Below are 20400 nucleotides of genomic sequence, written 5' to 3'. Positions count from 1 at the left end.
ATTAAAAATTAATACAACGCTAAATAACGCGCTGCACTATTGGCCCATGAAAAATCTTGGCGCATACCCGCCTGTTGAATCCCCAACCATACTTTAGGCTGGCGATATAACTCGCAGGCATAACGCATGGTATTTAATAATGCTGACCAACTGATTTCATAAAACACAAAACCTGTAGCTTGCTGCTCTTCTAAAGTAGTGGGTGTTGAATTCACCACGGTATCAGCCAAGCCTCCGGTAAAGTACACAATCGGAGGTGTACCATAATTCAGGCTATACATTTGATTTAAGCCACACGGTTCAAAGCGTGAGGGCATTAAAAACATATCGACCCCCGCTTCTAGTTGGTGGGCTAGCTCTTCGTTATAGCCAATATAAACCATGACGCGCTCAGGATAGTGCGCTGCTAACTCCCGTAACCGTCCCTCGTAATAACCCTGTCCACTACCAATTAAGCAAAAACGCGCATCACTATCCCGCAACATCACTTGAATCGCTTGAATAACGAGATCAATACCCTTTTGCTCCACAAGGCGACTCACCAAACCAAACAAAGGTTGTTTGAGTGCCGCTTTATCGGTGATCCCAAAGTGTTTTAACAGCGCTTGTTTATTCGCTTGTTTGCCTTTAGTCACCGTTTCCACCGTATAGTTCTTCGCTATATACGGATCAGTAGTAGGGTTCCACACATGGGTATCGACCCCATTTAAAATGCCGTGCAATTTATAATGGCGTGAGCGTAATAAGCCATCTAAACCATAGCCAAATTCAGGGGTACAGATTTCGCGTGCATAGGTCGGACTCACCGTGGTGATGGTATCGGCATATACAATGCCCGCTTTGAGCATAGAAAAACCTTGGTGAAATTCCATCCCTTCTGCTGACCACCAATGCCACGCTAAACCTAAATGATCAAAGGTTTCACGCGAGTAATAACCAATATACGCAAGATTATGAATGGTAAATAAGGTGCGTGGTTTATACGCATAGCCCTCTAATAGTGCAGGCACTAAACCCGTTTGCCAGTCATTTAAATGAATAGCATCCGGTTTCCAGCCCGTGTGCAGCGTATCGTTAGCTAACTCACAGATCACCCGTGCGAATACGGTAAAGCGTTCTGCATTATCCGGCCAATCATAACCATGCGGGTGGTTATAAGGATTACCCACGCGATCAAACAGGGCTGGGCAATCCACTAATAGCACCTTGCAATTAAACCCTTCTGGTTCACAATTCAAGATACGTACCATATGGTAATAACCATGCGAGCCTTGCACATAGAGCCAACCCGCAATCGAGGTACTTTTGACCTTTTCCAATACTTGGCGATAGGCAGGTAACACTAAATGCACATCCGCGCCTTGAGCTTGCAATGCTTGCGGCAAGCTATAGGCAACATCGGCTAAACCACCGGTTTTAATCAGAGGGAATACTTCACTACTGGCAAATAAAACGTTCATACTGCTTTTAAGATCAAGCCACCCAAGGGTGGAATAGTTAATACCACTGAATACTCTAATCCCATGCAAGAATGATGCTCACTGGGCAGTACTCCCCCATTACCACAATTACTACCGGCGTAATAACTCGAATCACTATTCATAATTTCTTGATAATGCGCCTCTAGTGGTACACCCACCCGATACCCATAACGCGGCACGGGGGTAAAATTGAGAATAACAATAACGCTCTCTTTGGGATCATCCGCTTTACGTATAAAGCTCAGCATCGAATGCTCAGCATCATTGCAATCTAACCAACTAAAGCCTTGCGCATCAAAATCATATTGATGCAATGCTGGCTCAGCCTGATACAGACGATTCAAATCGGCAATTAAGGCTTGAATACCATCATGATTAGGATAAGCACATAAGCTCCAATCTAGCTCATGCTTTTCCGACCACTCCGTCCACTGCCCAAACTCACCGCCCATAAACAGCAGTTTTTTGCCCGGATTCGTGTATTGCCAGAGATAGAATAGACGCAAATTCGCAAACTTTTGCCACACATCGCCGGGCATTTTATCCAGCATACTACGCTTTAAATGCACGACCTCATCATGCGAAAGGGGTAGGACAAAGTTTTCGCTAAAAGCATACATTTGCCCAAAGGTCAGATAATTGTGATGGTGCTTGCGATAAATAGGATCAAACTTGATATAGGACAGATTGTCATTCATCCAGCCCATATTCCACTTCATAGAGAAACCTAAACCGCCGATATAGACGGGGCGCGACACCGCAGGCCAAGAGGTAGACTCTTCAGCAATTGTCACCGTACCGGGGAATTTTTCGTGCACTAGCACATTTAATTCACGTAAAAAGGCAATCGCTTCTAAATGCTCGCGCCCGCCGTATTGATTAGGAACCCATTCACCGTGTTTGCGCGAATAGTCGAGATAAAGCATAGACGCCACCGCATCCACACGCAGTCCATCAATATGAAATTCTTCAATCCAAAACAACGCATTGGCAATCAGGAAGTTTTTAACTTCATTGCGTCCATAATCAAAAATCAAAGTGCCCCAATCTTGATGTTCGCCTTTGCGAGCATCGGCATACTCATATAAAGGCTCGCCAGTAAAGCGTGCAAGAGCAAATTCATCTTTAGGGAAATGCGCCGGAACCCAATCCAGTAATACCCCTATATCATGCTGATGGCATTGATCAACGAAATAACGAAAATCATCAGGCGTACCAAAACGCGCCGAAGGCGCATAGTAACCGGATACCTGATAGCCCCACGATTCATCGAGCGGATGTTCAGAGATGGGCAGCAATTCAATATGGGTATAACCCAAGCCTTTTACGTGAGGAATAAGGGTATCGGCTAACTCGCGCCATAAATAAAAACGTTGATCAGGATGACGCTTCCAAGAACCCGCATGCACCTCATAAATGCTCATGGGTTGCTGTTGCCAATTCCATTGTTCGCGTGCACTAATCCATGCCTGATCTTGCCATTCATATACCTCTGGGGTGGGCACACACGAGGTAGTTTCTGGGCGCAAAAACATCTGCTGAGCATAAGGATCGGTCTTACGTAATAAAGCGCCAGAGCGGGTTAGGATTTCATACTTATACGAAGCACCCGCTTCAAGTAGCGGAATGAATAATTCCCATACCCCTGATTCGCCGCGTGAGCGCATGGGGTGGCGGCGTCCATCCCATTCATTAAAATCACCTACCACACTCACACGTTGTACAGAGGGAGCCCACACCGCAAATTGAGTGCCTAATATGCCATCACGCTCTAATACTCTAGAGCCTAATACTTTCCAGAGCTGTTGATGCCGACCTTCATTAAATAAATGCAGATCTAACTCACCCAAGTGAGGAATAAAGGTATAGGGACAATAAGTGGTATGCCACTCCTGTTGGGCTTTATCTTGCCACTCTAATAAGGGGTGAGCTTGAGCAGGTTCATAGGCTAAAGTAGTCAGTTCAAAACAGTCGGTATCGGGAACACGCGTCATTAAATGACCTGCTGCTTTCACTTGTTCGGCAGCAGGCATAAAAGTACGCAGTACCCAACCCTTAGAGGTTTCATGCCAGCCTAGTACATTAAAGGGGTCGTGTAGCACTCCTAATTGCAAGCGCTTTAAATAGTCGTCCATCACCCACCTCCCAGTGCTGTTTTTGTAAAGTTTATCGTTTATGTTGCTGCAATTTAGTTTTCCAAGTAGTGGCTAAATCGCGCGGGACATCGCTCCAAGAAAACTGCCACGTCCAATTGCCAACAGTGGTTCCGGGGGTATTCATCCGAGCGGTGCTATCGAGCTTTAATAAATCCTGCCAAGGCAACATCGCTAACTGTGCACGGCTGGCTAACAGTGTGGCCATTAAAGCTTCTATGATATGGGCATCATTATCTAGCCAAAGCGCTTGCATTACAACTTCTCGTTGCTCAGCCTCTAAACTCTGATACCAGCCCACTAAGGTATCGTTGTCATGCGTGCCACTGTAATACACCACGTTTTCGTGCACATTTTCTGGCTTATGGGGATTATCAGCAAAATGATCAAAGGCGAATTGGAGAATTGCCATACCGGGTAAATTAAACCCATCGCGCAGTGCGATCACTTCTGGCGTAATCACCCCCAAATCCTCAGCCACTAAAGGTAAATTACCCATAGTGGTTTGTAAGGCACTGAGTAATTGGTCTCCGGGCACTTTGCCCCACTCACCCTTAATCGCGGTAGGCTCCTCAACTGGAATTTCCCAAGCCGCCTCTAAGCCTCTAAAGTGATCAATACGCACCAAATCAAAACACTCAAAATGGTAACTGAGACGCTCACGCCACCATTGAAAGTTTTCTTGCTGCATATAATCCCAATCATAATGTGGATTACCCCAACGCTGCCCCGTTTCTGAGAAATAATCAGGCGGCACACCTGCCACAACTTGAGGTCGCCCCTGCTCATCTAAACGAAAACGTTCGGGGTGTGCCCATACATCCGCACTGTCATAGGCGACAAAAATAGGCATATCGCCAAATAAGCGAATACCACGCTGACTAGCATAAGCCCGCAGCGCTTGCCACTGCGCCCAATAATTATATTGTGCTTGAATCAAAGCATCGATTGCAGTTCGGTGAGCTTGCTTAAACTTCAGTAGGGCTTGTGGATCACGTTGTGCATATTCAGCAGGCCAATGCGACCAATCAGCAGCCGGATACTCGGTCTTAAGCGCCATAAATAAAGCAAAATCATCAATCCAATGCGCTTGCCGTGCATACCATGACTCAAAAGCTCCTAAATCCACCGCTTGCTTAGGAAACAGAGTAGGATTTAAAGCAAAAGCAGAGGCACATAAATAGGGTGATAAACCCGCTAAGGGCACACCTAAGGGTAGTACTTGCCACACCTTAAAGTGGGCAGACGCTAACCAATCTAACCAACGATAGGCATCGGCATCTAGACAACCCGATGGTAAGGAAGAAGGATGCAATAAAACTCCTGCCTCACGCTGTGGCAACGTTACCAAACTCATGTAATGACACTCCTACTAATCGACATTCCGACGCATGGTTCCCGCATTTTCAGCCCCGCCCCCACCTTGTGACAAAGGCAAATCTAAATAGGCAGGAGGCACTTGACCTAATAACTGATACAGGGCTTTGAGCTGATGACGATAAAGGGTTTCAAAGTCACTGACACTATCGGAGGGATTATAATCACCAAACCACCAGAACCAATCCGATCCTTCACATACCGCTAATTGCTGGGTTGCTTGCTCAAAACGCTCACTACTTAATGCACCTTTTAGAATAGCCTGATCATAGGCTTGTTTGGCGGCAACTAAATAATCCCATGCACGATTTTTATCGGCTGAACCAATCCAAGTCGAGAAAGAACCATAAACCCAACTACCAGCACTCAAGCGTGGTAAGGGATGTGCGGGTAATTTAGTTAGTGCACTAAAGGTAGTGATTTTAATTTCAGGAGTAGTAGTTAGCTGATGATATAAAGCATCAAGGAAGTGGTATGCATTATCAGGATAATACTCCCAAGCATTCTCACCATCTAAAATAACGGAGACTACTTGTTTAGCCGCTGATTTACCTAAGAATTTAGCAATATTTTTTAAATGTCCTACAAAGTCATCGGCGGCAACCTCAGCCTCTACAGTGCCATATTTAAAACCGATTAAATCCGATAGACCATCATCACGGAAAAATAATTTTACTTGGTGATCGACTTGTTGATAGCTTTGGAATAAAGCTCGTTTGGACGTAATATCCTCACCCGTAATACCGGATAACTCACAGCTTTTACCCCACACCCCCTCACCTGAGGCCGTCCAGCGTATATGTAGCTCATCTAATAGGGCTAATGCATCCTCGCTCACTCCACCTTCGGATAACCACACCCCTTGCGGCTTGCGCCCAAAATAACGTTCAAATACCGCGATACCTTGCTCTAAATGCCAGCGTGAACGTGCTACCCCTTGCGGATAAGTCTCAGCTTCGGGCGCAGGAGCATCCGGCAAAGCATCACGCATATTAGTGAAATCATTGAGGAGGGGTATAATCGGATGCATATAGGGCGTCATAGAGAGTTCTATCTGCCCATTATCCGCTAGCGCTTTGTAGCGTGGGATTAAACCTTGAATACAGGTTTGCATCAGTTTCAGCAATTCACGACGCTGCACCACACTGAACTGATTTTTTTGTGCCATTAGCTCTTGGACTAAAGCCTGTTGACGCTCAGAGTAACCTAGCCACACTAGGTGATACCACACTAAGACATCAACGAAATATTGCTCGCCTAAATAGTTCAGTGGCACTGAGCACACATTAGTATCAGGTTCGGACTTTTTATTGGTCCACTTCAATAAGGCAGCAAAAGCAGGATAAGGCTCGATCATGCGCGGCGCATAACAGCGCTGGCAATCGGCTAAGAGTGCGGCTCTACCAGCCTCATCAGTAGGAATAGGCTCAATACCCGCTAATAAATTTAATAAGCGGTCTTGTAAGGGTGTGCCATGCTTTAAAAAGTTTTGTAATTGCTGAGCATAGTCATCTAATTGCTCTAATAGTACAGGGGCGAAATTCACCACAGCTCGCATGGCAGGGTAACGCTCTAAATGAGCAGCCATATCGCTGTAATCTTTAATGGCATGTAAGTAAACCCAAGGTAAACGATAGGGGCCTTTTAGCCCATCTCGATACCAAGGCTGATGCATATGCCAACATAAGACAACATTTAATGGACCACTCATCATCTAACTTCCTCATACTGGGTGCGGGATTATGCTCCTATCAGCATAACGAAGTTAGCACGAGAAAACTATGATTGACTTATATCGCCCCAAATACCTTTTATCTAGCAGCTCGTCTGCCCCTCTGCTACCGTACACGCCCGCATCCTACCCGCCATATTAAATACAATACGTCTTTTCAGGGTATTATCCTCTTTCGTGAGGGTTTGCAGAGCAAATGTTTTGGTTCCTGAAGCCACTGCTCCATTAGGAGCAAAGGGAATAACCGTTGGATTATTTCCCGGACGGTTACTTACAATTTTATAGGTGGAGGTGATCGGTTCAGAGAGGAAAATAATTTCTTCATAGCTATCAGGAGCATCGTCAAAATCCAAATCATACTTAATGGTAGTGCCATCATAAGTATTGTTAGCTGTATTGGTACGATCCGCATAATCGACAAAGATCAAAACCCCTTGAGAATAGTCAGTACCACCCGTATCACAGCCCGTACCCTCAGTGTTACGAATACATAGCACCACATTGTAATTACGCTTAGCCGCTTCACTTCGCGCTAAGCTTAAATAAGACAGCATTTGATTAGTAGCAGCGGTCACGCGATTGCGTTCAGAAAACTCTTTTAAATTGGGCGCTGCTATAGCAACTAATATACTCAGTAGCACTAGAGCAATCATTAGCTCTACCAGAGTCACCCCTTGCATCTGTTTTGGCATATAGCACTCAATTATTGTTATTTATGATTAAGGCGCATTATACACGCTTAAAAGAAATGTATCCCCACCTGAAACAGCTTTTCTACCGTCGCAATATACCGCTTGTCTGCAACAAACATAATCACATGATCACCATCCTCAATAATGGTTTCATTATCAAACATTAATTCATCGCCCCTGATCAAAACCCCCACCGTAGTCCCTGGAGGCAGTTTTAGATCATCTAAGCGTCGCCCCACTACCCGCGAGGTTTTCATATCACCATGCGCTACCACTTCAATCGCCTCTGAAACACCGCGCCGCAAGGAATGCACCGCTACAATATCGCCACGGCGAATATGCGCTAGTAACGCACCAATAGTAATTTGCTGGGGAGAAACGGCTACATCGATATTACTTTCCACTAAATCGGCATAGCTCAAACGATTAATCAAACACATCACCCGCCGTGCACCTAAACGCTTAGCCAACATCGAAGATAGAATATTAGCTTCATCGTCATTGGTAATCGCTACAAAGACATCGGTACTATCAATGCCCTCTTCAACCAATAGATCCTCATCAGCGACATCCCCTTCTAGCACAATCGTTTTATCTAAGCGCTCGGCTAACTTAGAAGCCCGCTCTGGATCTTTTTCAATAATTTTAACTTGATATTTAGCTCCTTCTAGTAAACGTGCCAAACGATTACCAATATTCCCGCCCCCCGCGAGTACAATACGTTTATAGGGTTTATCTAATTTACGTAACTCACTAATAATCGAGCGAATATGCTTAGGGCTTGCAATGAAAAAGACCTCATCATTTTCTTCTAAGATAGTCTGCTCAAAATCTTGAATCACCTTCCCTTTGCGGAATAAAGCCGCGACCCGCCCTTTAATACCGGGCATATGTTCATGAATTTCCGAGAGACGATGACCAATTAAAGACCCACCAGAGAGAGCTTTAACCGCTACTAATTGTACTTTGCCTTCCGCAAAACTGAGTACCTGTAAGGCTCCGGGGTGAGAAATGAGACGAAAAATATGCTCAGTAACTAATTGCTCTGGACTGATTAACACATCAATCGGTACGGCATGACTACCAAATAAACGCGGTTGCTCTAAATAGTGCGAGGAGCGGATACGTGCAATTTTAGTGGGGGTACGGTATAGGGTTTGAGCGACCTGACACGCCACCATATTAATCTCATCACTATTCGTGACCGCAATAATCATATCCGCGTCTTGAATCCCTGCCCGCTCTAAGACGCGTGGATAGGACGCTTGTCCTACCTCGGTGCGCACATCTAGCTTTTCGCGTAATTCACGCATTACCGCTGCATTGGTATCAACAATAGTAATGTCATTATCTTCATGCGTCAGTACGGCAGCTACTGACCGACCGACTTGTCCCGCCCCTAAAATTAGAATTTTCATAGCACTCTTATGATTCTCTTAACGGCTATACTTTTTGGGGTCGACCCCTAAAGCACGCATCTTACGATACAGATGAGTCCGCTCCATGCGCACTTGCTCGGCTAATTTACTCACATTGCCATCGGCTTGCTTGAGTTGGTACACCAGATAATCGTGTTCAAACTGTTCGCGTGCTTGCCTAAGCGGTAAATCAAACAGTGTCTCTGGCGTGCCACTCAACTCTTGGGAATAGACGGGAACGGGAGCACCCAAGGCCTCTTCCACTTCATCCTGAGTAATTTCCACCTCAGTACCTAAGATTAATAAGCGTTGTACTAAATTACGTAGCTCACGGATATTGCCCGGCCAACGATGATTGCGCAGGAAGTTCTGAGCCGACAAGGTGAAATGGCGATAGGGCAAACCATCCTGAGCGGTTAATAAATTCACATAGTAATTTAGTAGCTCAGGTACATCTTCGGCATGCTCACGGAGCGGCGGAATCACTAGCGGTAAGGCATTGAGTAAATAATATAAATCACTACTCAACAAGCCTGCTTGTATATCGTCAGCAAGGTCATAAGAGGAGGAAACAATGAGATTAATATCTAGTTCCACCCAATCAGTGGTACTACCCATGCGTAAAAAGCGATTTTCTTGCAACGCACTCAATAAGCGCTGTTGACAACTGAGGGATAACTCAGTGATTTCAGCGAGTAACAAAGTACCGCCATTTGCCTCATCTAAGAGTCCATAGTGAGTTTTGTTAGCGTCTTGACTACCAAACAGTAATTTGCAGCTATCTTGTTGCCCAATCGAGGCTAAATTAGTCTTAATGAAGGGACGCTCACGGCGTGTACTTTGCTCGTGGATATAGCGGGCAAAGGATTGTTTGCCTACCCCCGGCTCACCATAGAGCAATATGCGATTATAATGCTGGGCAATACGCTTGGCTTGTTCACGTAAGGTTTGCATCACTTGACTAGAGCCTACCCAATCATTAATAGCTAATACTTGGCGCTTTAAACCTTTATTTTCTTGTTCTAGTTGGCTGGTGCGTAGGGCATTACTAATGGTGAGGAGCATTTTTGCCAGTGAGAGCGGTTTTTCGATGAAATCGTAGGCTCCAAGCTTAGTGGCTTCAACAGCCGTTTCAATGGTTCCATGACCCGACATCATAATCACTGAACCTATTAAGGCATTGGTATCACGCCATTCTTTCAAGAGCGAAATACCATCCATGCCGGGCATCCAAATATCTAATAACACTAGATCAGGACGCCGTTTACGGTAGATTTCACGGGCTGATTCAGCGCTATCGGCTGTCTCTACTCGATAGCCCTCATCTTCGAGAATTTCGCTGACTAATTGACGAATATCGGGTTCATCATCCACCACTAAAATAAAAGCTGTGCTCATTGCTCGTTACACTCCTCGCAGTTGTGGCGCTCGAATAGGTATTAATAGAGTAATCATAGCGCCTTTTACTTCATGATTGTGGGCGCTGATTTGCCCGCCATGTTCTTCTACAATCTTTTTCACAATCGCTAAGCCCAATCCAGTTCCTTTATGCTTAGTAGTAACATAAGGATCAAAGAGTTTAGGCAATAATTCTGGATTAATCCCAGGACCACTATCTCGTACCACTAATTCAGCAAAGTGTTGCCCCTTCACAGTGACCTCTTGAGTACTAAGGGTAATGACTGCTTCTAGTCCCTGCTCACTATGCTCACTAATTGCCTCTAGCGCATTTTTAATTAGATTCACCAAGAGCTGACGCATGCGATTCACATCGACACGCACCCGCTGGTGTAATTGTAAAGAGGTATTAAGGGTAACCTGTTGCTCATTAGTACGATACAAATCTACTACATTCAGCACCAATTGATTTAGATCAGCGTCTTGCAAAACGAGAGCGGGGGCTTTGGCATACTCACTAAACGCATTCACCATACTTTTTAGCGCGTCCACTTGTTGCACTATCGTATGCGTCATACGCACCAAAAATTGCCCCGACTCTTCATTCAATTCGTGCTTGAGCTTACGGGCTAAACGTTCAGCAGATAACTGAATAGGCGTGAGTGGGTTTTTAATCTCATGAGCCAAGCGCCGAGCTACCTCACTCCAAGCGGCATCATGCTCAGCTTGAATCAGCTCACTAATATCATCAAAAACCAAAACATAACCTAGCTGTTCTGTATCACGGGGTAATCCCGCACCGCGACAGGCTAAAGTACGCCGCTTACCCTTAAACTCTAAATGCACTTCAGCCTGCCATTCAGTCGTATCGATTTTTAGATAAGGTTGTACTACTTGTACTAAAGGCGCTATTTCATTACAGCATTGGGCTGCCTCTTGCAAAGTTTTGCCTACAAATTGCTGCAAAGGCAATTCTAAAATAGTACTCGCCGCACTATTGATGCGTTGAATCACCAGTTGATCATCTAAGGTAATAACCCCAGAAGTCAGATGCTCCAAAACTACAAATAAATAATCATGCTCTTGTTGTAATTGACGCCGTGCTTGTTCACGCTCTTGCTGTGCTGCCGATAGCCGCCGAGTCATGGTATTAAATGAACGCGCCAAAGAACTAAAATCATCCCGCTCTAATACCGGAAGTTTTTTATCTAAATCACCTGCCGCAACCGCTAAAGTACCTTCCACCAATACTCTGACCGGATTGGTTAACCGTCTTGAGAACACAAACGCTGCCCATAAAGCAAATAAGACCGTTAACACCATAATGACAAATAGAGTTAAACGAAATGAATCTTTAATTAATTCACGCTGAAACCGTAGTTCTTTATATTCTTTCTGTGCAATATCCACACTACGCGCTAATGATTTTTCATACTCAGAAATGGGAAATAAAGCAGTTAATACCCCTTGTCTATTGATCTCACCATCAAAGCTATAATTAACCTTTACTGCCACCCGCGAAAATAAATCATCCTCACCAACTGGTTCTAAATGATAATAACTATCTAATTGTTCTAGCTCATAATACAAATCTTGTGCAGGAAATTGCGGAATCAGTGTCGCCATATTGCCCACACTGGTGGCTTCAAAACGCCCATCCTGACCAAATAGTACTACCTCTTGAGCTTGGGTTTCATAACGCCAATCGTCGACTAACTCTAAAATAGTAGTGCGCGACTTATCTTGAATACTATTTGCTAAACGCTTTAGTTCATATAAATGTTGTTGATTGCGGGTTTCTAAAGAAATACGGCTTAAATCAACGCTATCTTCTAAAGCACGCTCAATTCTAACATCAAACCAACGATCAATGCGTTGACCAATAAAATTCATTGAGAAAAAAGAGACCACTATCAAAGGTAAAAGCGTTAGAAAAACAAAACCCGTCATTAAACGAATAGTAAAGCGCGAGCCTGCCTGATGAGTATACCACTGATAGATAGCACGTAATAAATTAGAAAAAACGGCTATGATTAGAATGACTAAGATAAACCCATTTAAATAAATGAGAAAATCACCATACTGCTCACTGCTGGTAGGATTGATGGTGGTGAGATTAACTAAATATAATGAAACTACCAATAAAGCTAATATAATAATAACCGGTAGCCATTGCTTGATCCATTTAGTTAAGGTAATGGCCACTTAACCCCCTGACTTTCAATAGCATAATCATCGGTAAATAATAAGCGTAATTTTAAAGGTAATACCGGAGATTTAGGGGCAAGCGTTACTTTAATAACAACTGCCGCATTAGTGCCTAAAGTATTCGGTGGTAAAGCAGGTAATTTATGATTAACCAACGATCCCATATAATCTAACGCCGAAGCTAAGGACGTAAAATTCCAATGTTCTTGTGTATCTAGCCGCTCTAATTGATAGTGCTTACTCAGGGCATGATATTGTAATTCAGTTTCGACTTTATCCAAAGGTCTGGTCGTATTCCAAAGCCATAGGCTTTCCCAGACTAAATCAAAACTAATCGTTTGCTTTAAGGTTACTCCGTTTAATAAGCCCTCACGCAAATAGCTATTCAACTGATAATCAAAGCTCACATTAGCCACTAATTGTGTAGGTTTTTCCGGGGTAGTAATCACAAACTCTTTAAGTAAAATCTCATCTGCCGCTTTAGCAGGACCACCCCATAGTAGCCCGCTCAATAATAGCCAGCACCACACTACTTGCATTAATAATGGTCGCGTACTCATTACCTATCTGCCCTAGGTTTTGCGTAATAAAGCATAATAAAAACCATCCATGCCATATTCACCGGGCACTAACTGTCGCCCTACTTTCCCCTTACCGATATTCAGCGCCAAAGGCTCTAATTGAGCATTAGGCGTTTTGGCTAAAAATGCTTGGATTTGCTCTTGATTCTCAGCGGGTAAAATAGAGCAAGTCACATATAATAATACCCCACCGACTGTTAAAGTATCCCATAAAGCGGTTAATAGCCGTGCTTGTTCGGTTTGTAAGGCTGCAATATCGCTGGCTTTACGTAAATATTTAATATCAGGGTGACGTCTGATCACACCCGTTGCTGAACAAGGAGCATCCAATAAAATACGATCAAAGGGTTTACCATCCCACCAACTATTTAAATCACCTGCATCCGCTGCTTTAATCTCAGCCTTAAATTTTAAGCGCTGTAAGTTTTGTGTCACTTGCTCTAAACGTTTAGCACTCGAATCTAAAGCTAATACTTTTAACTGAGGAGCTGCCTCTAATAAATGTCCGGTTTTGCCCCCCGGTGCGGCACAAGCATCTAAGACTGACTCACCCGCTTGTGGTGCAAGTAATTGTACAGCTAATTGAGCTGCTGCATCTTGAACCGATACAGTACCCTCAGCAAATTGAGGCAAACTATTGACGGCTAACGCTTGATTCAGAACTAAAGCACTAGGCACTGCCTCAACGAGCGTGGACGCAATCCCCGCTTCGGCTAATAGACTCTGATAGCGCTCGGTACTCAATTGGGTTTGATTAATGCGCAGAGTAAAGGGAGGATGTTCATTACTGGCTTGGACGATTGCCTCCCACTCTTGTGGATAAGCTTTTTGTAGCTGTGCTAATAACCACTCAGGAAAAGCATAACGTGTACTAGGCTTAGTATCGACCTGATCTAAAATACGCTCGCGCTCCCGTAAAAAAGTACGTAGCACCCCATTCACTAACTTGCCTGCCCAAGGTTTTTTTAAGTCTTTCGTAGCGTTGACCGCCTCACTCACGCAGGCATGTTCAGGAGTACGTTGATATAGTATTTGATAGAGTCCTATGCGTAAGGCGCACTCAATATCTTTATCAGTAGCTTTGAGAGGCTTACTCATGAGCTGCTTTAAAATGGCACTCAAGCGCTCATGCCAACGCATGCAACCAAAACATAAATCGCGCACTAAACCTTGATCACGCGCTTCTAGGGCTTGTAGCTTAGGGGATTGTAATACTTCAGTTAAAGAATGATGTTGCACTAACACCTGTTGAAGCAATTGAGCTGCGATAGCGCGGGTATTCAAAAGTGTTCTCCTAGTAGGGAACGAGCATTAATAAAGTCTGCGGCCGTTAGGGGTTTGCCCCCAGCCATTTGTAAGCGCAAAATTCGCACTACCCCCTGACCCGCTGCTATATCAATCCCCGCTTTACTTTCAGCAATAACACTCCCTGCGGGTGCTTGAGTACTTAGCTCTAACACTTCTGAATTAAAAAAGCGCAATGGTTCGCCTTTATATAAGGTATAAGCAGTAGGATAAGCATCAAACGCTCGAATCTTACGATCAATCTCTAGTGCCGATTGCGACCAGTCAATTAAGGCCTCAGCTTTAGTCAATTTGTGGGCATAGGTGGCTAGTGCATCATTTTGCTGTTCTGGGCGCAAAGTATCGGTACATACCTGTTCTAATACTTGGATTAAGGCTACAGCCCCATCCTGAGCTAATTGATCGTGAATACTTTGTCCGGTGGAGGTTGAGGTAATGGCGCAATGGGTTTTTAGCAGCATATCCCCTGTATCTAAACCGGCTGCCATTTGCATAATCGTAACCCCTGTTTCTTTATCTCCCGCCTCAATAGCACGTTGAATCGGTGCGGCCCCCCGCCAGCGCGGTAGTAAAGAACCGTGAATATTCAAGCAACCATAGCGCGGAATATCTAATACTCGCTGCGGTAAAATCAGACCATAAGCCGCTACCACCATTACATCGGCTTGGTACTGCTCTAATAGGTGCTGCACCTCCATACTCTTAAGCGATGCAGGCTGCTCTACGGGAATACTATGAGCCAAGGCTACTTGTTTGACGGGGCTAGGCATGAGTTTACGCCCCCGCCCTGCGGGTCGATCTGGTTGGGTATACACCGCTACTACTGTATGACGGGATTGGATGAGTGCTTGTAAGGCAGGCACAGCAAATTCGGGAGTTCCCGCAAATACAACACGTAAGCCCCAACTCATTGATTAACCGCCTGCGCTACCGGTTCATTAGCCTTAGAGGGTGAGGGAGGATTTTTAGCCAGCTTTTCGAGTTTTTTACGTACTCGCTGTTGTTTTAAGGTCGATAGATAGTCGACAAAAAGCTTGCCCTCTAAATGATCCATTTCATGCTGAATACAAATAGCTAATAAGCCCTCAGCTTCCCTTTCAACCACCTCACCCTCACGGTTTAAAAAGCGTACTTTAATTTTTTCCGCACGAGTGACCTTATCGTAATACTCCGGAACGGATAAACAGCCTTCCTCATATTCTATCGAACCCTCTTTATGCAGAATCTCTGGATTAATTATAAAGAGTGGCTGATCTTTGGTTTCTGATATATCAATCACAATCATACGTTGATGAAGATTCACTTGGGTCGCCGCTAAGCCGATACCCGGGGCGGCATACATAGTTTCCAACATATTATCGAGGGTTTGCTGCAAGGCGGGTGTAACCTCTTTTATCGGTGCAGCCTTTTTGCGTAAGCGCGGATCGGGATGATGTAAAATCGTTAATAATGTCATAATGTTCAATTACCGAAAGTCTGGAAGAGATGTTGTCGCCTATTGGGTCAAGTATCATGCGGGATTAATCCACTCCAATAATAACGACAAGGATCTAAATCATGTTACGTGATCTGAATACCTTATGGTTAACGTGTGTTATGGGTGTCGCATTAGTGGGTTGTACCACAGCAAAAAACTATAGCGAAACACCCGTTGTTAACCCCAATTATGACCGATATTATGGCCAACCCCAAAGTAATCCCTCTAATCATGCCTCAAATAGTGATACCTTTGTAAGCTCTATTCCTCAGGATGATTGGGATACGCCCCAACGCTCGTCCTCACTAGAGCTAAACCCTAATGCGCCAGAGAGCTATACGGTAAAAAAAGGCGATACCTTATGGGACATTGCAGGCAAATTCCTCAAGCACCCCTGGCGCTGGCCGGAAATCTGGGATAATAACCGCGAGATCAAAAATCCCCACTTGATTTATCCGGGGGATGTGATCCGTTTAGAAAATGGTTTATTGAGTTATAACGGCAAAGCTCTTAGCAAGGGGAGCGGCGATGAAGCGGATGCCAATACGATTAAACTCAAACCCCGGATTCGGATTGAGCGTACTCAAGAGTCTATTCTAGGCGAACCTATTAGCACTCTCGCGGCGTTTACCTTCTGGCCTAAAGTGCTCAGCGCTGCACAAGTGAAACAAGCGCCCTATATTGTTGCTTCACAAGATAACTCACTCTTAATTACGCAAGAGCAAAAAATCTATGTGCGTAATTTGCGCGGCGCACAAGTGGGTCAACGTTGGGCGGTTTATCATCCTAACAAAAAGCTTAAAGACCCGACTAGCAAACGCTCGTTAGGCATTGAAGCCGTACTAGCCGGCATTATTGAGGTCAATAATACCGGAGAACTCACTACCGCTACGGTTATAGAGAGCCAGCGTGAGATTCAAAATGGTGATCGGGTATTCCCGCTTGAAGATCACACGGTACAGCTCCATGCCACTATTACAGAACCGTCCCAAAAAGTACGGGCTGAAGTCATTTCTATGATGGATGTAGAGTACTTAGGGGGTAATCACATGGCAGTAGTGATTAATAAAGGTAAGCGTCAAGGGATTCATGAGGGCTATGTGCTAGGTGTGTATGCTCAAGGAAAAGTAGTCGTCGATCCCTATCAAACGCGCCAAGGAGAACACGGTATTGTGCAAAAACAAGCTATTCGGCTTCCCCCTGAGCAAGTGGCACGGGTGGTGATTTTTAAAGCGGATCATCAGGTGAGCTATGGGTTGATTATGGACGCCTCCCGTGAAGTTAAAAACGGGTATAAAATTGGCAACCCCTAATCTTGATTGAGTATTGGCATGACTGCATCCCTAAATGAACAGGAATTGTTTCAACGCCTAAAACTCTGGCGTACCCCCGGAATAGGCCCTATGAGTATGCGCCGCTTGATTCAACAGTTTGGGTCAGCCGATGCCGTTTTTAATGTCAATGGTCAGTTGTTACAAACAACTGGCCTCAAACCTCCCGTAATCGCTGCCATCCAAACACCTGCCACTGATACTATTGTGGGAGCAGAAGCCGATTTAGCTTGGTATCACGCTATGGTGCATCGTCATATTCTGACGCCAGAACATGAACATTACCCAACACTGTTAACTGATATTGATGCGCCACCGCCCTTACTATTTGCTGTAGGGCAAACAGCACTATTACAAGATCCGCAACTAGCGATTATAGGTAGCCGCAATCCTAGCCGAGAGGGGCGTGAAAATGCGCGGGCGTTTGCTTTTTATTTAGCCGAACATGGTCTAACGATCACCAGCGGTTTAGCAGAAGGTATCGATGCTAGCAGTCATCAAGCTGCTCTTGATTGCGGCGGCGCTACTATTGCTGTGGTGGCTACTGGATTAGATATGGTTTACCCCAGCCAAAATCGCAAACTAGCCGAGCATATTAGCCAGTCAGGATTGATCTTGTCCGAATACCCTATTGGCACTAAACCTTTACCCCAACATTTCCCACGTCGCAATCGCATTATTAGTGGTCTTAGTGTCGGTACTTTGATTGTGGAGGCCACACTTAAAAGTGGCTCATTAGTAACCGCAAAACACGCTATGGAACAAGGGCGTGAAGTTTTTGCCATACCAGGTTCCATTCATAATCCTATGGCTAAAGGATGCCATCAATTAATTCGTCAAGGTGCTAAATTAGTCGAAACTGCCCAAGATATTTTAGAAGAAATTGCCCCACAACTAGCCTCTTATTTACACGAGAACACTAGCACTAGCCTCAAGCAAAACTCTAGTAAACTAAGCCGCTCCTCACCCTCCAACCCTAGCCCTAAAGCAGCCTTCGAGATGGAGTGGGATATGGACGAAGACCATCAACGCATTTTGTCGGCTTTAGGCTCTAGCCCCCTACCAATCGACCAGATAATTGTTAATACAGGCTTGACCACTGAAGTCGTTTCCTCCATTCTGCTCATGTTGGAATTACAGGGCTATGTTGTGGCATGTGGTGGCGGGCACTATATGCGCCAAACTCCGAGAGAGTAATATTTCATGAAAGAAAACACGCTGGATGTATTGTTCTACCTGTTTGATACCTATCCAAGTATGGAAGATCAGCTTGAGGAAGATAGAGAAGTTTTACAGGATTATTTACAAAGTGCTGGCTTTCATACGGGTGAAATCCTACGTGCTTTTGATTGGTTAGAAAGTTTAGGTGATACAGCACATAGTGTTGCACCGACTCATCACCCTCAATCCTTACGAGTATTCACGACGTTTGAACAGCAATGGTTAGATATTGAATGCCAAGATTATTTATTACAACTTGAGAAACAAGGACTACTCACCGCAGCAGAACGCGAGCAGGTGATTGATAGAGTCATAGCTTTACAAGATATGGAGTTTGATTTAGCTCGACTCCAGTGGGTTGTGCAAATGGTGGTGATGAATCGTCCTGAATATCCTTACACTACTCGCTTACAAACCTTTGATAATACTGATTTTGCTAGCACCATTTTACATTAATTAATTTGCGCTCATACCAAAAACCCAGTTCTAGAACTGGGTTTTGAGCAATTACAACAAGTGTGTAAAAATCCAACTAGCGGTTGGGGCAGCACCCAGCGCACTATTCAACAATCATCACTTTCACCTGCCAAGTGCTACGCTTATTCAGTCTCCATTAAATTTATCAACCTGTCAATTAAATAAAATAAATAACTTAACTTATTCAACCATTTAGATTTACTGCGCAACTATTTTTCCAGAAAGTGACTAGAGCGTCCTGATCAAGCCCATCAGAGACTTAGCTAACTAGCTGATTTTAGGTTTACAAAACTACGTTTATAAACGCTCAGTAAACGCTTACACTAAACAGTCTCGCTTTGTTTTAGACTATCCTCATTAAGATTTCTTATGTTTGACTATATTGCCACTACAAATGAGTTACAGATTTTGCTCGCTGATTTAAGTGCAGCTTCATGGGTGGCACTAGACACCGAGTTTATTCGGGAAAAAACCTATTACCCTCAATTGTGCTTGATACAACTAGCCACCGAAAAACGCTTAGTTTGTATTGACCCACTCACTATTAACGATTTAAGCCCTTTGTGGGCATGGCTACAACAACCTAACTTACTAAAAATCCTACATGCTGGCTCTCAAGATCTAGAGATTTTTTATCATTTGAGTGGGCAAGTACCAACCCCTGTTTTTGATACTCAAATAGCCGCAGCAGTTTTAGGGCTAGGTGATCAACTAGGTTATGGGCGCTTGGTCGAGTCGCTCTTAGGGATTAATTTAGATAAGTCTCAATCACGCACCGATTGGGCTGCTCGCCCTCTCAGGCATGAACAATTAGATTATGCGATTGATGATGTGCGTTATCTCAAGCAAATTTACCCTATCCTGCAACAACAGCTCAAAGCGCTGCAACGTGATCAATGGGTTTATAAATCATTTGCCAAGCTCACAGATCCTAGCACGTATACGGTAGATACAAGAGAAAGTTGGAAGCGAGTTAAAAACAATCAATTGTTAAAACCTCAGCAACTGTCTGTATTGCGCGAATTAGCGGCATGGCGTGAATCTGAGGCTCTACATAAAAACCTACCTAAACGTTGGCTGTTATCCGATGACATATTAGTGGATATGGCACGTATGCGCATTCAAAAGCTAGAGGATTTCAAAACCATTCGTGGCTTAAAAGACGAGACTATTCAACAAGCGGGGGCGCAGTGGCTTAAACTCATTCAAACAGGTCTTAAACTGCCCGCGAGCGAATGGCCGCAACCCACCCGACGCCGTACTTTAGATGCTGAATTAGCCTTATTGACTGATTTATTGATGGTGGTAGTGGGACAACAAGCCTTGCACTACAATATTTCACCACAAATGCTCGCTACCCGCCCTCAAATTGAAAAAATGTTGATTGAACAACGCACTGCTTTGTCCGAGGATTGGCGCGGTAGCATTCTTAATGAAGTGTTCGAGGCTATTTTAGCGGGTAAAAAAACCTTAGCAGTCAATCAGCAAAAGGTCTTATTACAAGGTTAATATGCTACACTGCTGCTTTCCTGCACCTCTGTATAAATTC

At 44.4% G+C, this 20400-nt stretch carries 16 protein-coding genes; 4 read left to right on the top strand and 12 right to left on the bottom strand.

All coding sequences use genetic code 11. From position 1 onward, the window contains the following. Window positions 1–8 precede the first annotated feature (8 nt). The 12 genes from glgA to def form a co-directional block, all read right to left on the bottom strand. Window positions 9–1460, bottom strand: coding sequence for a glycogen synthase GlgA (gene glgA / locus IPL34_RS05975; protein WP_296839152.1), 1452 nt, complete (start codon window positions 1458–1460; stop codon window positions 9–11). Then, window positions 1457–3616, bottom strand: a complete 2160-nt coding sequence (gene glgB, locus IPL34_RS05970; protein ID WP_296839148.1) for a 1,4-alpha-glucan branching protein GlgB — start codon at window positions 3614–3616, stop codon at window positions 1457–1459. Before glgB ends, glgA begins: the two co-directional genes overlap by 4 nt. A gap of 31 nt (window positions 3617–3647) precedes the next feature. After that, the gene (gene malQ, locus IPL34_RS05965) at window positions 3648–4991 is read right to left on the bottom strand and encodes a 4-alpha-glucanotransferase (protein ID WP_296839143.1); all 1344 of its coding nucleotides are present in this window, start codon (window positions 4989–4991) and stop codon (window positions 3648–3650) included. A 15-nt stretch (window positions 4992–5006) separates the two neighbouring features. Continuing rightward, on the bottom strand, window positions 5007–6722 hold the full coding sequence (locus IPL34_RS05960; protein WP_296843041.1) for a glycoside hydrolase family 57 protein: 1716 nt from the start codon (window positions 6720–6722) through the stop codon (window positions 5007–5009). 104 nt (window positions 6723–6826) lie between these two features. After that, window positions 6827–7435: a GspH/FimT family pseudopilin gene (locus tag IPL34_RS05955; RefSeq protein ID WP_296839138.1), complete on the bottom strand. Its 609-nt coding sequence runs from the start codon at window positions 7433–7435 to the stop codon at window positions 6827–6829. 47 nt (window positions 7436–7482) lie between these two features. After that, on the bottom strand, window positions 7483–8853 hold the full coding sequence (trkA, locus tag IPL34_RS05950; protein WP_296839133.1) for a Trk system potassium transporter TrkA: 1371 nt from the start codon (window positions 8851–8853) through the stop codon (window positions 7483–7485). Window positions 8854–8871: 18 nt separating this feature from the next. Beyond that, on the bottom strand, window positions 8872–10251 hold the full coding sequence (locus tag IPL34_RS05945) for a sigma-54 dependent transcriptional regulator (RefSeq protein WP_296839131.1): 1380 nt from the start codon (window positions 10249–10251) through the stop codon (window positions 8872–8874). Between the two features lie 6 nt (window positions 10252–10257). Further along, window positions 10258–12456 carry an ATP-binding protein gene (locus IPL34_RS05940; RefSeq protein WP_296839128.1) on the bottom strand — a complete coding sequence of 733 codons (2199 nt, stop codon included), beginning with the start codon at window positions 12454–12456 and terminating at the stop codon, window positions 10258–10260. After that, complete coding sequence (locus tag IPL34_RS05935; protein WP_296839124.1) at window positions 12441–13019, bottom strand: DUF4390 domain-containing protein; 579 nt, start codon at window positions 13017–13019, stop codon at window positions 12441–12443. The genes IPL34_RS05940 and IPL34_RS05935 overlap by 16 nt, the downstream gene beginning before the upstream one ends. Window positions 13020–13031: 12 nt before the next feature. Further along, window positions 13032–14324: a 16S rRNA (cytosine(967)-C(5))-methyltransferase RsmB gene (rsmB, locus tag IPL34_RS05930; RefSeq protein WP_296839120.1), complete on the bottom strand. Its 1293-nt coding sequence runs from the start codon at window positions 14322–14324 to the stop codon at window positions 13032–13034. Next, the gene (fmt, locus tag IPL34_RS05925; protein WP_296839115.1) at window positions 14321–15256 is read right to left on the bottom strand and encodes a methionyl-tRNA formyltransferase; all 936 of its coding nucleotides are present in this window, start codon (window positions 15254–15256) and stop codon (window positions 14321–14323) included. Before fmt ends, rsmB begins: the two co-directional genes overlap by 4 nt. Continuing rightward, window positions 15253–15801: a peptide deformylase gene (gene def, locus IPL34_RS05920; RefSeq protein WP_296839112.1), complete on the bottom strand. Its 549-nt coding sequence runs from the start codon at window positions 15799–15801 to the stop codon at window positions 15253–15255. The genes fmt and def overlap by 4 nt, the downstream gene beginning before the upstream one ends. Before the next feature lie 101 nt (window positions 15802–15902). Here def and IPL34_RS05915 point away from each other — a divergent pair, with 101 nt between their 5' ends. The 4 genes from IPL34_RS05915 to rnd all read left to right on the top strand — a co-directional run bounded on the left by IPL34_RS05915 (window position 15903) and on the right by rnd (window position 20360). Continuing rightward, on the top strand, window positions 15903–17135 hold the full coding sequence (locus IPL34_RS05915) for a LysM peptidoglycan-binding domain-containing protein (protein ID WP_296839109.1): 1233 nt from the start codon (window positions 15903–15905) through the stop codon (window positions 17133–17135). A gap of 18 nt (window positions 17136–17153) precedes the next feature. Continuing rightward, complete coding sequence (dprA, locus tag IPL34_RS05910; protein WP_296839105.1) at window positions 17154–18350, top strand: DNA-processing protein DprA; 1197 nt, start codon at window positions 17154–17156, stop codon at window positions 18348–18350. Between the two features lie 6 nt (window positions 18351–18356). Continuing rightward, a complete protein-coding gene (locus IPL34_RS05905; protein ID WP_296839102.1) occupies window positions 18357–18830 on the top strand; it encodes a DUF494 family protein in 474 nt (157 codons plus the stop codon). Window positions 18831–19220: 390 nt separating this feature from the next. Further along, a complete protein-coding gene (gene rnd, locus IPL34_RS05900; RefSeq protein ID WP_296839099.1) occupies window positions 19221–20360 on the top strand; it encodes a ribonuclease D in 1140 nt (379 codons plus the stop codon). Window positions 20361–20400 lie beyond the last annotated feature (40 nt).

Source organism: Thiofilum sp. (assembly GCF_016711335.1).
GTDB lineage: Bacteria > Pseudomonadota > Gammaproteobacteria > Thiotrichales > Thiotrichaceae > Thiofilum.
The sequence above is the reverse complement of the archived record's forward strand: the minus strand, read 5'-3'. Positions and strand labels throughout refer to the sequence as shown.

Bases quoted from the DNA above. Each gene is read 5' to 3' on its own strand.
- glgA (WP_296839152.1), bottom strand. From the start codon at position 1,460: ATGAACGTTTTATTTGCCAGTAGTGAAGTATTCCCTCTGATTAAAACC.
- glgB (WP_296839148.1), bottom strand. From the start codon at position 3,616: ATGGACGACTATTTAAAGCGCTTGCAATTAGGAGTGCTACACGACCCC.
- malQ (WP_296839143.1), bottom strand. From the start codon at position 4,991: ATGAGTTTGGTAACGTTGCCACAGCGTGAGGCAGGAGTTTTATTGCAT.
- IPL34_RS05960 (WP_296843041.1), bottom strand. From the start codon at position 6,722: ATGAGTGGTCCATTAAATGTTGTCTTATGTTGGCATATGCATCAGCCT.
- IPL34_RS05955 (WP_296839138.1), bottom strand. From the start codon at position 7,435: ATGCCAAAACAGATGCAAGGGGTGACTCTGGTAGAGCTAATGATTGCT.
- trkA (WP_296839133.1), bottom strand. From the start codon at position 8,853: ATGAAAATTCTAATTTTAGGGGCGGGACAAGTCGGTCGGTCAGTAGCT.
- IPL34_RS05945 (WP_296839131.1), bottom strand. From the start codon at position 10,251: ATGAGCACAGCTTTTATTTTAGTGGTGGATGATGAACCCGATATTCGT.
- IPL34_RS05935 (WP_296839124.1), bottom strand. From the start codon at position 13,019: ATGAGTACGCGACCATTATTAATGCAAGTAGTGTGGTGCTGGCTATTA.
- fmt (WP_296839115.1), bottom strand. From the start codon at position 15,256: ATGAGTTGGGGCTTACGTGTTGTATTTGCGGGAACTCCCGAATTTGCT.
- def (WP_296839112.1), bottom strand. From the start codon at position 15,801: ATGACATTATTAACGATTTTACATCATCCCGATCCGCGCTTACGCAAA.
- IPL34_RS05915 (WP_296839109.1), top strand. From the start codon at position 15,903: ATGTTACGTGATCTGAATACCTTATGGTTAACGTGTGTTATGGGTGTC.
- dprA (WP_296839105.1), top strand. From the start codon at position 17,154: ATGACTGCATCCCTAAATGAACAGGAATTGTTTCAACGCCTAAAACTC.
- IPL34_RS05905 (WP_296839102.1), top strand. From the start codon at position 18,357: ATGAAAGAAAACACGCTGGATGTATTGTTCTACCTGTTTGATACCTAT.
- rnd (WP_296839099.1), top strand. From the start codon at position 19,221: ATGTTTGACTATATTGCCACTACAAATGAGTTACAGATTTTGCTCGCT.